This is a genomic window from Coleofasciculus sp. H7-2, assembly GCF_042747725.1.
In the GTDB taxonomy this organism is placed as follows: Bacteria; Cyanobacteriota; Cyanobacteriia; order Cyanobacteriales; family FACHB-T130; genus FACHB-T130.
This window is the reverse complement of sequence record NZ_JBHZGO010000058.1, coordinates 1-13,547: the sequence shown is the minus strand read 5'-3', so window position 1 is coordinate 13,547 and position 13,547 is coordinate 1. Positions and strand designations below refer to the sequence as shown.

General features: G+C 42.2%; 14 protein-coding genes and 1 tRNA gene. 6 read left to right on the top strand and 9 right to left on the bottom strand.

Annotation, left to right across the window (positions count from 1 at the left end; all coding sequences use genetic code 11):
• Positions 1 to 356 precede the first annotated feature (356 nt).
• From ACFW2W_RS12845 to recQ, 6 genes are all read right to left on the bottom strand, one after another.
• Complete coding sequence (locus tag ACFW2W_RS12845) at positions 357 to 614, bottom strand: type II toxin-antitoxin system RelE/ParE family toxin (RefSeq protein WP_378178311.1); 258 nt, start codon at positions 612 to 614, stop codon at positions 357 to 359.
• On the bottom strand, positions 592 to 813 hold the full coding sequence (locus ACFW2W_RS12840) for a hypothetical protein (RefSeq protein WP_190441495.1): 222 nt from the start codon (positions 811 to 813) through the stop codon (positions 592 to 594). The genes ACFW2W_RS12845 and ACFW2W_RS12840 overlap by 23 nt, the downstream gene beginning before the upstream one ends.
• Positions 814 to 1,095: 282 nt before the next feature.
• On the bottom strand, positions 1,096 to 1,614 hold the full coding sequence (locus ACFW2W_RS12835; protein WP_378178308.1) for a hypothetical protein: 519 nt from the start codon (positions 1,612 to 1,614) through the stop codon (positions 1,096 to 1,098).
• 334 nt (positions 1,615 to 1,948) lie between these two features.
• Positions 1,949 to 2,116 (bottom strand): hypothetical protein, encoded by a 168-nt coding sequence (locus ACFW2W_RS12830; RefSeq protein WP_378178305.1) that lies wholly within the window; start codon positions 2,114 to 2,116, stop codon positions 1,949 to 1,951.
• A 143-nt stretch (positions 2,117 to 2,259) separates the two neighbouring features.
• Positions 2,260 to 3,072, bottom strand: coding sequence for a hypothetical protein (locus ACFW2W_RS12825; protein WP_378178302.1), 813 nt, complete (start codon positions 3,070 to 3,072; stop codon positions 2,260 to 2,262).
• A 525-nt stretch (positions 3,073 to 3,597) separates the two neighbouring features.
• Entirely contained in the window at positions 3,598 to 5,751 is a 2,154-nt protein-coding gene (gene recQ / locus ACFW2W_RS12820; RefSeq protein ID WP_378178299.1) for a DNA helicase RecQ, read from the bottom strand.
• Between the two features lie 198 nt (positions 5,752 to 5,949).
• Between recQ and ACFW2W_RS12815 the strand changes: the two genes are divergently transcribed.
• The 6 genes from ACFW2W_RS12815 (at position 5,950) to ACFW2W_RS12790 (ending at position 8,734) form a co-directional block, all read left to right on the top strand.
• Positions 5,950 to 6,234, top strand: a complete 285-nt coding sequence (locus tag ACFW2W_RS12815; RefSeq protein ID WP_378178296.1) for a DUF427 domain-containing protein — start codon at positions 5,950 to 5,952, stop codon at positions 6,232 to 6,234.
• A gap of 270 nt (positions 6,235 to 6,504) precedes the next feature.
• Positions 6,505 to 7,287, top strand: coding sequence for an SDR family oxidoreductase (locus ACFW2W_RS12810; RefSeq protein WP_378178293.1), 783 nt, complete (start codon positions 6,505 to 6,507; stop codon positions 7,285 to 7,287).
• A gap of 89 nt (positions 7,288 to 7,376) precedes the next feature.
• A tRNA-Leu gene (locus ACFW2W_RS12805) sits at positions 7,377 to 7,458 on the top strand.
• A gap of 120 nt (positions 7,459 to 7,578) precedes the next feature.
• Positions 7,579 to 7,752 carry a hypothetical protein gene (locus tag ACFW2W_RS12800; RefSeq protein WP_378178290.1) on the top strand — a complete coding sequence of 58 codons (174 nt, stop codon included), beginning with the start codon at positions 7,579 to 7,581 and terminating at the stop codon, positions 7,750 to 7,752.
• Positions 7,753 to 7,819: 67 nt separating this feature from the next.
• On the top strand, positions 7,820 to 8,011 hold the full coding sequence (locus ACFW2W_RS12795) for a hypothetical protein (protein WP_378178287.1): 192 nt from the start codon (positions 7,820 to 7,822) through the stop codon (positions 8,009 to 8,011).
• Between the two features lie 117 nt (positions 8,012 to 8,128).
• Entirely contained in the window at positions 8,129 to 8,734 is a 606-nt protein-coding gene (locus ACFW2W_RS12790) for a Uma2 family endonuclease (protein ID WP_378178284.1), read from the top strand.
• 381 nt (positions 8,735 to 9,115) lie between these two features.
• Here the strand turns inward: ACFW2W_RS12790 and ACFW2W_RS12785 are convergent, their stop codons facing one another.
• The 3 genes from ACFW2W_RS12785 to ACFW2W_RS12775 form a co-directional block, all read right to left on the bottom strand.
• Positions 9,116 to 9,814 carry a hypothetical protein gene (locus tag ACFW2W_RS12785; RefSeq protein ID WP_378178281.1) on the bottom strand — a complete coding sequence of 233 codons (699 nt, stop codon included), beginning with the start codon at positions 9,812 to 9,814 and terminating at the stop codon, positions 9,116 to 9,118.
• A gap of 12 nt (positions 9,815 to 9,826) precedes the next feature.
• Positions 9,827 to 10,072 (bottom strand): HNH endonuclease, encoded by a 246-nt coding sequence (locus ACFW2W_RS12780; RefSeq protein WP_378178278.1) that lies wholly within the window; start codon positions 10,070 to 10,072, stop codon positions 9,827 to 9,829.
• 89 nt (positions 10,073 to 10,161) lie between these two features.
• A complete protein-coding gene (locus ACFW2W_RS12775; RefSeq protein ID WP_378178275.1) occupies positions 10,162 to 13,092 on the bottom strand; it encodes a dynamin family protein in 2,931 nt (976 codons plus the stop codon).
• Positions 13,093 to 13,547: the final 455 nt, after the last annotated feature.

Sequence of the window (13,547 nt, the reverse complement as noted above, 5' to 3'; positions counted from 1 at the left end):
ATCAGCGTTTCGGACAGCGATGTCTTTCCGTTTCGTGGAGTGGTTGCACCACAATCACGACGTATTCGTTGCTTATCAAGCTGCTTTGGGCTTTATTTGGGCTTGAAATCTGTTTAAGTCCCGTTAGATAATGGGAATCCGTGCGGCCAAGAAAAATTGAAAGAGCCACACCCATAAAATTTTTTTAAAGTCCCGAATGTGCGATCGCATCTAAATACAGGTTAGGTTAGTGAAAGAATGCGCTCAGCTCAATCCGTGGTATTTCTCGCTGTACACCTGTTTGGTAAAAAACGTTGAATAGCGTAATCTCAACCAACGGTTTCTCGTTATGTTGATGTTGATTGCGATCGCGCTACTCAATTCAGCAAAGCATCATAGTCCTGATGAGAGCCAATCCAGAACCAGTAATAATCGTCACCCTTTTTTAAAGCTAATGCTCGGTAGCCATCGGTAATCCGAGCCGACCAGAGATTCTTGCCCACTTTCTTGAAGTGTAAGGATGGATGCGATGGATTCTCTTTCCAAAGTTGATAGGCTTTTTGAGCTTGCTGTTTCATTTCTAAAGACAGCGCTGCATAGGCTTTCCAAAACTCAGGTGTTGTGAAGGATTTCATCAAGATCCCTCACGTTATTTGCTGCAATGTCTGCTTCTGCTTTAGCAATGAGGCTATTCAATTTGCCTGATATCAAATCTTCTTCGATTTGCCGATCCCACTTTTCATCCAAATAGGTTTGAAGCCATGTTGCTAATTTACGAACATCACCTTCTGGAAGTTGTTTGATTGCTGCTTCGATTTCTAACAAAGTAGTCATAGAGAAAAATCTGATTTGGAAATACCTTTATATTATTATGCGATCGCCCCACTGATACTCCACTAGCTATGAGAAGCCATCGCATCTAAATAGAGGTTAGTGAAAGAATGCGATCGCTCAATTCGTGATGTTTTTCGCTACATCCCTATTTGGTTAAAAGGGTATTTCTTAGCCACTGTATAGCATAATTTTACTTTCTGACTTAGCAAATATTTACAAACTAAATTAGTTTAATTATATACATAATTAATGCTTTAAACAGTTATCTAGTGCAGCCTATTTTTATGCCTCTAAATCTACTAAGCTTGGCATATAAATCATTGATTTTTCAGGAATAAATGCAATAGATTCTATCAGTATATTTTCTATTTTTTGAACGGAACGATAAAAATATAATAGTATATCGTCACTATAAAATAATGCTTGAAATTCATGATAATTCCGACCAGTAATCTTGAAATCTTTGATTATCCCTGCTTGGTATAGTCGTTGAGCTGGTTTTTGCAATGGATTCTTATCAAGAGTTGCTTTGTTTGCAAAGGGGTCATCAAACTCAATGAACAAATCGCGACCATGAGCAAATAGATTACGTAGCGATGCTAGTGCATTTAAATCATCGTATAAATCTTTTCCAGTTATTTCTTTCAAGCTTTGTGAAAACACCTTGCTATACAACTCAACAAGTTTATTTATAGGTGCATTCTCGGTATCATTTGCAACGAACGATACAATCTGTAAGAGAGATTCGATAACAGGCTTAAGCTCACAATGATGAATTTGACCTCCATCATTAAACCGCATTGGAGGTAGTGATTCCCATCGCAGCATATAACGTATTGAGTGAATTCGTACCTTTATGATTGAGGACAGGAGGCTCTCAATATGACCACAGATTGTTAGGTAAAAAAACTGGGCAAACCCCCGCCTTTCGTAATCTGTTAATTCATTTCGTGACTTCCACGCTACAGCGAGGTAAGCGTTGCTAAAGATACTGGTTGAAATCCGAACTCGTGATGACATGGTCTTTAAAGGTCTAAAAAGCTTTCCTAGCTAAGAATGAAAAGCGCGCTCGCCCTTTATACATATATATTACATAATGTAGCATAAAACTGACTGTTATGACAAAATTTAGGATTCAGGAGGCTTTTGGGTTCTGCCTCCTGAATTCTTCAGTTGATACCTGAAATCCCAAACCACAGACGCTAAATGGCGGCATCGCCTCTTTAACCGAGACTTGGTCATTAGCCGACTGATGTACCCCATCGCGCCATCCTTTGGCTTTGGAGTAGTTGTCTTTTTGCACCTGTTTGCTTGCTTGTAGTTTAGTGCCACACCCCAAACGTCGCTGAAAAAGCGCTTTTCTTGCTTCATGCGATCGAAGAACTGGACGGTTTTAGAGTGTGACAGTCGCCCTTCCGTTCTGGCGATCGCATTGTTATTACCTTTTTAATTTTGCATCTGCTGAAATGCTTCTATCTGTTCCTTCCCCCCAGGAAAGTTAGAGCCAACGACATAAAAATCTTGTGGATAAATCCAATGGGTGCCTAGAGGCCCATGAATTTGAATTCCGGTCATGACGGCGTAGTTAAACACAGCGCGATCCAGAGTGTTTAAGAGTGTTTCGACATCGTTGGAAATAATTTTAGATGCCAATTTTGTAACTTCTATCAAATCGGGTTTGTCGCCATAGGTAAGGGCTGAAAGAATTTTCTGCCGGATAATTGTTTGTTCAATATCCTGCATATCCATTTCTAGTTTTAGATGACCAGATGCCAATTCTTTAACGACTGTTTCTAATGCTCCACAGGCATGGGAAACTTTTTGAACGCCATCTCGATAGACCTTCCCAATCTCACCATGTCTAGAAATAGCGATATGGGGCATCGCATAGAAGGTAAAACGACGGAGACCATCAACGATAGGGGTATGGTCAGTCGCAGCGGCTAACCCAGTTTTCCCCATCATGACAAACCCGGCTAAGCTGCAACAATTAAAAGTTTTACCCCAGTATCGAATTACTTCAATGAAGAGGGGTTCGGCAATTTCATCCCGACAAATTGCTATCATTCCCATCGTGTTTTCGTCACAAAAACCGTAGGCGCTCAAGCTTTGGAAAGTCTTTCTCATGTACTTGCTCATAGGTACTGCCCCTGGAAAGTGAGTTTGCAGCGTTTCATGAAATGCTGGAAACACGTTAGGGTCATATCCGTTGAGCGTTTGGGGGATAGTTTCGTCAAGCTGATTGACGTGATGGGTCATCTGCTAACTTCTCCTAACTAGCTTGCGAAATCTGTCATTGAGTCGCTTAAGAGGATATCTCTCGAAGTACCCCAGAGTGTCCGATACCCCCAGCAGAGCTGAAAAAGGGGGGAACCGAGCCGCTCAAAGTCCCCCAATTTATCGGGGGATGCGAGGGGGAGCGTCAGTGGGTAAGCGTGTCAACAATAACTTTTCAGACATCCTCTAAGCTTAACTTCACATCCATCCTTGAGGATTCAGGCAATATCATTGGTTCTAAGACTAGATGAGTCAGAAAGCTCCTGCCGTTGCCGTTTAAAAGGTTGGCGAAGCCTCCTGACTCCTTCAGCTAAAGCGTTCAAGCACAAATTTTAGACCCTCAACGATTGCATCGCCTTGTTTAACCGCTACTTGACCATCAGACGGCTGATGCAGTCATCTTGGCATCTTATTCCCAGGCTGAAACTGGTAACGAGAGAACGCATACGAAGTAAGGGCGGTTTTTAAATCCGCCCCTACTTCCTACCTTTGCGTTGAAAAATCAAATCAACCTTTATTTTCTCGTTTCCACAGTCCCCGCACCAGTCGAATCTCATCAAACGTATAGATTTCCCCCAGAAAATCTCGAATCTTCGAGAGTGAAGTAGCACCCACAGCTTGAATAGCTTTTAAAATCGGTTCCTGACGTTCTAGAGGTACTAATGAGTTTAAATCCACAGGCTGATTCATCGAAATCAGTTCCGCTAGATGATCTAAGATAGTGCCTATCCGCAGGTTACGTTTTAGAGCAATTTCTTCAATGCTCAAACCTTGCATATACAAATCCAGCGTAGTTAACTGGGTGTATGTAGGGTGGTTTTTTTGAGGAATTGACGCAACAGAAGTAGACTTAGAAAACCCTTGTTCTTGACAATAAGTTTGGATTTCAGCAACAAATCGCTCACCGTATTGAGCTAATTTATAATCTCCAACACCGGAAAGTTTGCCAAATTCAGTTAAGCTTTGAGGTTGCATCTGAGCCATCAGCTTTAGGGTAGAATCGGCAAAGACGACGTAGGGAGGCACGGATTGCTCATCAGCGAGTTGTTTGCGAAGCTGGCGCAATTGTTCATAGAGCATTTCCACTTCTACTGCCATTTGCGGTGATTCATCAATTGCTGTAACAATGGGAACAGCAATCTGCACCTCACGCTGACGCCGCAAGATTTCCCAGCTTAAAGCGTTGAGCTTCAAGACAGAATAACCGTCAGTGGTTTGATCGACAAGTCCTTGATGCAAAAGCGATCGCCCTAACATCTTCCAATCCTCTACACTTTTATCAGTGCCGATGCCGTAGGTAGAAAGTTCCTGATGTCCATTCTGATAAATCTTCTGATTTTTTGAGCCGCGCAGCACATCGATAATGTAATTCATCCCGTATCTTTCTTTGCATCTGGCGACACAAGAAAGAAATTTCTGCGCTTCAATTGTCCAATCTTGCACAGGTTTAGGAAAACGGCAGTTGTCGCAGTTGCCACAATTCCCCGCAAAACGTTCGCCAAAATAACCCAATTGGATTGTGCGGCGACAGTCTGTACCTTCCGCATAATCAATTACTTGTCGCAATTGCTGACGGGCAATTCTTTGTTCTTGCGGGTCGGTTTTTTGGTCGATAATATACTCAATAGTCTTCAAATCGCCGTAGCCAAAAAAGACAGTACAACGCGCAGGTTCTCCATCTCTTCCTGCCCTTCCGGCTTCTTGATAATAACTTTCTAAATTGCGCGGCAAGTCGTAATGAATCACAAAGCGCACATCTGGCTTATTAATCCCCATGCCAAAGGCAACCGTTGCTACCATCACTCGCACGTCATCTCGAATAAAGCGAGTTTGATTGGAAGTCCGTTCTTCATCATCTAGCCCTGCGTGATAAGGTAGCACTGAAATGCCATCCTTTTGTAATCGAAAGGCAATTTCATCTACGCGGCGACGACTGAGGCAATAAATAATCCCAGAACCTTCAGTAGTGCGGATTTGCTTTAAGAGTTGGGAGTAAGCTTGTTTCTCTTTTGGCTGAACTTCGTAGTAAAGATTGGGGCGGTTAAAACTAGCAATGTGAATACTAGGTTGCCTGAGCGCTAGCTGTTGGATAATATCTTGACGGACGCGATCGGTAGCGGTGGCGGTGAGTGCTAAAAAGGGAACATTCGGATAGCGTTGGCGCAATTGTCGCAGTTGCCGATATTCTGGGCGAAAATCGTGTCCCCACTCAGAAACGCAGTGCGCTTCATCAATCGCAATGGAGTGAATTCCAATTTGATGTTGCACCAAATCCAAAAACGGCAGAAATTTTTCTCCCAAGAGTCTTTCTGGGGCAACGTAGAGTAGTTTGATGCGACGATTGAGGATATCTTGTTCGCGCGATCGCACTTGTCCCCAACTGAGACTACTATTGAGAAACGTCGCGCCAATGCCGTTATCCCGCAACGCTTCCACTTGATCTTGCATCAGGGCAATCAACGGCGACACTACCACAGTTAACCCGGATTTTAGTAGTGCTGGTAGCTGAAAGCACAAAGATTTTCCCCCACCTGTAGGCATAACAACCAGCAAATCCTGGTTTTGTAGCGCTTCTTCAATAATCTGACGTTGCCCTAGGCGAAAGCTGTCGTAGCCAAAAAAATGTTTGAGTGCCTGTTCGAGAGAATGAAACTGGGGCATCTTCCGAAGGATGAAGGATGTTAGCAAAGCGGCGTGTCAGCGCAGGATGAAGGATGAATTAAGAAATTCCGAATTCTCCGCAAGGGAGTTTCAGGATGGTGTGGGCATCGAAAACTGCTGCCCTAAATTGGTAGCGCTAACGAGAGCCTGCTTTACGAATCATAATGATACTTGGAAAGTCTATTAGTAAATTAACCCATGCCGAAAGCAATCTGGAATGGTACAGTTTTAGCAGAAAGCGATCGCACCGAAGTCGTGGAAGGCAACCACTACTTCCCCGCTGACGCTATCAAGCAGCAATATTTCAAAGATAGCGACACCCACACCAGCTGCCCTTGGAAAGGCAAAGCCAGTTACTACAGCATCGAAGTCGATGGGCAAGTCAACAAAGATGCGGCTTGGTACTATCCCCAAGCCAAGGACGCCGCCAAGAACATCGAAGGATACATCGCCTTCTGGAAAGGCGTCAAAGTCGAAGCATAAGCCTTCTCACCCGCCTGGGATTCAAATCCCAGGCTAACAGTTAAAGTCCTCTCAAGAGGACTCAAAGTAATTGTTTAGTCCCCTAAGCGTGGACTTTCGCTAAAGGAATTCATTCCCTTGCGGGTGCAGCGGTTAGCCGATTGTTTGCAACTGAAGCAGAAAAAGGCTATTACCCACGATTCATTACTACTACGTCTCCCACAAGAGGGATGTGATGTCCCCCTGTTTGCTCAACCATCTGTTTAGGCACGTTAAAGCAGAGGAGGGGCGATGCAACTAACAGACAAAGTAGCACTGATCACAGGTGCAGGTTCGGGCATCGGCAAAGCAGCAGCAGTGCTGCTGGCAAAAGAAGGCGCGAAAATTGCAGCTTTAGGGCGAACTGAAGACGAACTTAACAAAGTCGTTGCCCAAATCCAACAAGCCGGTGGAGAAGCCATGTCGGTACTCGCCGATATCTCCGAACCAGAGGAGATGCAACAAGCTGTGCAACAAGTAACCAATCAATGGGGACGCCTCGACATTGTATTTGCAAATGCTGGAATTAACGGCGTCTGGGCACCTATAGAACAGCTAGAGCCAGAAGAATGGGACAAAACGATTAAAGTCAATCTGAAAGGCACGTTCCTCACCGTTAAATATGCCGTGCCTTATCTCAAAAAACAAGGTGGATCTGTCATTATCACCTCCTCCGTTAATGGCACGCGGATGTTCAGCAATACCGGCGCAACTGCCTATTCTTGCACTAAAGCCGCCCAAGTCGCATTCACAAAAATGGTGGCGCTAGAACTAGCCAAACACGGCATCCGCGTCAATGTGATTTGTCCGGGCGCAATAGAAACAAAAATTGACGAAAACACCGAACGGCGAGCCTTAGAGGAGGCTCGTGAACCCGTGGAATATCCGGCAGGAAAAATACCGCTAACTGACGGTAAACCCGGCTCCTCTGAGCAAGTTGCCCAGTTGGTATTGTTTCTAGCCTCAGATAATTCTAGCCACATCAGCGGCACCGAAATCTGGATTGATGGTGCCCAGTCGCTGCTGGTGGGTTAAAACAGAGGCATTTTAATCAATCGGGAATTTAACCTTAGAGAAATGCTGGTAGTGGCGATAGTTTCTGCTATGATAGTAAACGCCAGTAAGCGGATGTGGCGGAATTGGTAGACGCGCTAGATTTAGGTTCTAGTTTCGCAAGAAGTGAAGGTTCAAGTCCTTTCATCCGCATGAGTGACAATTGATAACTCCGTAACTAACCGAGGCTGTCGATTGCCACATTATTTGTCCGCGATAACAAAGAAAACTCTCAAGGATAAGGACTCGGAGTTTTTTAACCCATCCCAAAGAATGCGGTGGATGTTATGCGGCAGTCCCGTTAATCAATCTTTTGATTTGGTTGAGTTTGATATGCAAAGGGCGATCGCGCTTTGGCAAGAGGGTTTGCCTGTTGTGCCTGTATGGTTGGATGTGATTCACCAGCGATTAGAAACACAGTTGAAGCTGTGGGGAAAATGCGCTTAAGTAGGTAAGCTTTGATCTGGAAGAGGCGATCGCTTCCTTAGCTCAAGGTCAGCCTGTAATTCTGGTGTTGGCAGGAGAAAAAGATGCTTGGTCGCGCCTAGCCCGCAATCTCAAAGCTGAAATTGACGAAGATTTAATCGAATCTTATCAAGGGACTGTTTCGTTGCCTTTTGAAATGGGCGATTATCAGCGTGTTGCTGTCAAAATTGTAGACGATCGAGGGATTGAAAGTTTGAAAATTATCCCGTTGCAGCCATGAATAATAGCTGTAGGGTGCGTCAGACAATTAATCTATTAGTTAGATAATTAACTTAAAAATCTGAGGCACCCTACTAACTCAGAATAAAATTGATATTATAGCTTTGGAGGTTTTCCTATGATTCAAGCGATATCTAAGTTAATGACTTTCGATGACTTTCTGGAGTGGAAGCCAGAAAACGGACGCTATGAATTGCATAACGGAGTTATTGTTGAGATGCAGACAACAGGAAAACACGAAGAAGTTGTTGAATTTTTGCAGGCAGAACTAATCCTAGAAACTCGGCGGCTGCAACTTCCCTATCGATTCCCCAAGAATGCCCTCGTTAAATCTCCAGAACAAGAAACGGGTTATTTGCCTGATGTTTTAGCCGTTAATCGTGATGCTTTAGCGCTAGAGCCTTTATGGGCAAAATCCTCAACAATTACTCAAGGCTCATCTATTCCTCTCGCGATTGAAGTTGTCAGCACAAATTGGCGCGATGATTATGCACACAAGATGAGCGATTATGAAGCATTAGGGATTTCTGAATACTGGATTGTCGATTATCTGGGTTTGGGAGGTAGCCGTTATATTGGTTCTCCTAAACAGCCTACTTTGTCGGTTTGTCAATTGGTAGATGATGAGTATCAGATTAGGCTGTTTCGGGGAGATGACAGAATTGAGTCGGCGGTATTTCCAGAGTTGAATTTGACCGCACAGCAAATTTTTAATGGCGAGTAAATAAATATATGGCTAATCTGGTAAGCGTTAAGCAAATCAAAACAGTAGAATATGTCATCAAAAACCATCGCTCAACTTATTATTAACTCTCCTTATGACAATGCTCCGGACAATTTTAAGCAGCGATCGCGCTTTGGCAAGAGGGTTTGCCTGTTGTGCCTGTATGGTTAGATGTGATTCACCAGCGGTTAGAAGCAAGATTGAAGGGCTGGGGAAAATGCGCTTAAGTGGTAAGAGGTGATCTGGAATAGGCGATCTCAGATCGCATCTTTCGATAAAGGTGAGTTTGTGATTCCGGTGTGCTTAGATCAAATTCATCAACAACTACAGCAAAAATTAAAACCTTAAAGCCTTCTTTACTCAAACCTAAAATTTATGTCGTTAATTAGTCAAAAAGCTTCTTAAATCCTTTGTGACTTTGGATATTTCTTCTGAGACTTCAGAAATATGAAGTAATAATTTTTGGGACTCTTCTGAAGAGTTAGCCAATTTTTCAGAGAGTTTGCTATTGTATTTTTTGATTTTAGAGTTGAGAAGTTTCATACGCCTAACATAGGGCTGGGTTCTAAAAATTATTGCTGCCAAGTTAATTAAGTTTACTTCTTTTGTTTCAGCTATAAGATTAACTATAGATTCTACTTTTTTTGTCTTTAAAAATGATAATTTAGACTCCGGTTTTTCCTGAATTTTTGTTTTATTTTTATTCAACGTCCCCAGATTCTCTAACGACTCGACCAAAAGAGAGGTTACTAACATCTTATCTCTTCTTCTAGAAGCGGATTTTTCTTTTTCCCTGGTAATCACTACACCTAGAACAAAAGTCAATATCGATAAAACGTGTCTGAACGCTCCAGTTAGTTCATACTCAGGCAGCGCAAGACGAGTCAATATAAATGGAGATATTAATACTATTAGCGAAGGTAATATTATCGGTTTTTTATTGAAAAAATTGATAATTCTTGATAAATAACTATCATATTGTTTGCTAAACCCAATTGATAATCCTGTATGAATCAACCATAAAATAGCTATGCTTGTACCCAAAATAGCAGGCGAATAATTAGGAGTTGTGTCAGGCATACTTTTTCTTTTTCATTTGCTGAACCGACGCTTGAAGCGGGGGTCAAGGCGGTCTTTTTTTCGTCTATTGCAATCGAAGCAAAGCGTTTGCAGATTGCTGATGTCATTTGAGCCTCCAAGGGCTAAGGGAATGATGTGATCGATCGTAAGATTAGTCTCTTGGTCAGTCTTTCCGCAGCTTTTGCAACAATTTACATCGCGCTCAAAAACAAGTTTTCTTACTTTTGGTGGAATTAAAATACGTGGAGTTTTTCTCATCAAAGACATTTATGGGATAGATTATAAAATCAGACACTTCCAGGCTCGTCATGTGAAGGCATATTGGCAATACCCCCCTACACAAATGCTTATGACTTAGGCAGTTTTTTAACGGCTTTAGGAACACGAGCCTCTGCATTAGTCATCACCTGCTTCATATTGTCTAGAATCTCCCCCTTAGAATTTTCCAAAACCTTAGTAGACAAAGAAATCCGACCCTTACCGTCATCTTGTGTAACAATCATTGCCTTGATTAGCTGATATTCCTCAAATAGATCCGGGAGAGATTCAACAAAGCCGCAGCTAACATTACTTATGTGGAGCAACCCAACTGTACCAGCCAAATCAAGGACTACAACATCTGGCGTGACTTTAGTCACTCTACCCTCCACAAGTTGTCCTCTCTCTAATTTTTTGGAACTTTCGGATTGAGCAGGCGAGTAAGTCGGTCGAACTAGCGGATCGGGACTCGCTATAGATTCCGGGCTATCATCTAACTCTACAAGATTTATCTCTGTATAAGTTTGTATCGCACTTGAATCATTTTCTGAGTCAAAACTGGAAGTAGATTCTGGTGGGATGTTATTTGACTCTACAGAATTTACGTTAATGGAAGATAGCGTAGCACTAGAATTGTCTTCAGGTATTGTAGGCAGCTTGTAGTCGTCTAATTTCATAGCCTCTAGGTAGCTATTGATACCTGCAACAGCTTGGTTATAGTCGGCAATCTTTACCTCTACTTCTCTCAACTTCTGGTTACGCTCGTCGATTTTCGCTTGAGCCTCTTTTTTTATTGCTTGCCGTTTGTTGGCGCGAGCGCGAGCGGACTGCTGCCAAATCAATTGCCGTTTATTTTCAGCCATTGATAACAGAGATTTATTCAGCATTTTGATTATTTTTGAACCAAAATTTACTTCTATTGTTTGTTTAAATTTAGCTTGAAAATCAATTTCCAGCAGTTGACGTATAGGTTCTTCTGCTTCCACCATGCGTTTGACATCTCGACTATTAGATGCTTCTTGCAAAGTTTCCCGGAATTGATAGAGCCAAACGCTATCTTCGTAATCATAAAGATCTGGGCTTTCGATGATATAAAATACACATTCTGCACTCGCCAAAACCTTTACTCCCTCGATAATTTTTATTTCTATATCCTGTAGCTCTTGGACAATTCCACAATCATCACCTAACAACAAATTACAAAGCTGACGGTGGTATTTTTGCTTGCGTACTTTCTTAATCAAGCGTTGGAAAAAACTAGCAATCAAAATTTCTGATTCCTGAACTAGAACATTCTCTAATCCCTTAGCAATGTCATAGAAAGCTTGTCCCAAAACTGCTACTAATGGTGCTGTAACCTGATGATGATTGTGGCAGGTGTTGGCGAAGGCACCTAATATAGAAAAGTTTTTTATCAACTCGGTGAGATTATCTTGCATCTTCTGGTGAAGATTGTTGAAATCTTGCTTAAAATCTTCGCAGGTATCCATTACTAATAGTTGAATTTCTTCTTCTATTTTTCGGTAAAAGACTTCGCCAATCTCCCATACTTCTTTCGCGATCTGTGCCAAATCCTGTTCAGTTATTTCTGCAATATTTGCAGGTTTATTTTTCCACTGATGGCGCTCTTCTAAGTAAGATTCATACAAGCTGTTACAGAGTTCGCTAATATCACTAGCTAGGTTAGCAAATAGTTCTGGTCGCTTTTCTTCGGTTAGATAGCGGGTGATAGCATTACTAAATTCTTGAATACCGCTATCCTGAAGTAACTGCTCGATTATACTGGTTTTATAACGATTAATAATCTCCAAATATTGCTCATTTTTAGTTTGAGTTTTACGCCGTACAATATCAGTAAATTTATCAACTGGTAGTTTATCGGAATCACAATAATCAAGGAACTCCAAGACAAATGAAGGGGTTCCTTCAACCCCATCTGAGCCTTTACTGGTTTCGGCTTTAAATATACTATCTAGTCCCCAGCGCTCACTTTCACTTGTCTTTTTGAGTTGACTAGCCCAGAAACCCAGCAATGCGCTAGTTTCATAAATTTCCCTTCGCGTATTACTGAAGTCTTCGCTAATGAGATCGTCCAGTTCTTGTTTCAGTTTGGGGTCACGCCAAGTTTTGTCGATGCGGTTAAAGACGTAAAAGACGCGCTCGCCAATTCCTGAGTTTTCCCGTATTGCTTCTATTAGTTTCTTTTCTGCTGTCTCTATCTCCCCTTCTTGATCAGCCTTCATCACACAGATGACAGCAGAGGTATTAGTCTCTTTAACCTTGCTATAGGTTAATTGTGCATCTCTTAACACTGGGGCATCGATTCCTGGCAAGTCAACTAAGACGTTACCATCCTCCAACAGGGGGTAATTGCAGTAGTATTTAATGCGCTTGAGAACAGCACTGTTTGTGCCACGACGAGCATAATCATGTGCATCCTTCTTGGAAAGACCTAACTCGCCCATCTTATAAGTGTTATTTTTCGCTGAGTCGATGGATTTGTGGTTAGCCTCAAATCCATCCAGTAATGCTAGCAGTCCATCTGCTTCGTCTTCCTTCTCGGTTTTGCCAGAGCCCTTATGCTCTCCAGTGATTTTTTTACATTGTTGCCTTAACTTTTCAATTGCCCCCTCTTGAGTAATGTCAACTGACTTTAGTTCCAGAGTTTTAGATCTGTCATTGACCTCTTCTTGTACTTCTAAAACGCTAAGAAAAGTAAGATCAACTCCTTCTTCCTCTAACGACTTGGCATACTCTATGTAGCATTCGATGCCAGTAGCATGACCTGTACTGCTGTAAAGCAAATCTTGCCCTAGCAAAGCATTGATCAGCATCGACTTACCAGCACTGTATGTCCCCGCAAAGACAATCTCGAATCTGGGATCAATTGCCTTATCACGGGAAGTTTTAATTGCGGCGATGTTGTGCTGACCTTTCAAAGATGGCTCCTTGTCCAACAGCCGCAACAGACGATTTACATCGGCTGCTAAATTTTCAGATTGATGTGGTTTTGGGATCATGTGAAAAAAACACTCCAGTTTTTAGACAATTATGCTGACACTCACCGCAAATTAGCAGTTGAAACTATTGCCAAATAAGGATTAAAGGCTAATTTTGCACTACTTTATCTCGGCTTGATGCCTTTACGCTCTGTTGACAGAAACAGCCCGTGTATTCACATTTACATTGTTTGATGCCAAATAAGCTAAAACGCGCCTAATTTAGATATTTGGGAGGGCAGGACTTGTACGGTGGTTTGACTACGCGGTTGGTCAGCTATATCATTTTTATAACATAAGGCCTCACTCCCTATATCCAGCCTTGTGTTTAGAAGCGATTTTTGATAACTTAAGCTGTTATGCATTTAAACTGTGATAAGAGCATTGCCCTTGTTTTTGAGCTTTCGTTCCCATTTGATAATCAACTCTCCTTCATTTAAAAGCTTATGTAATACATACTCTAGCTCTTCAATTGA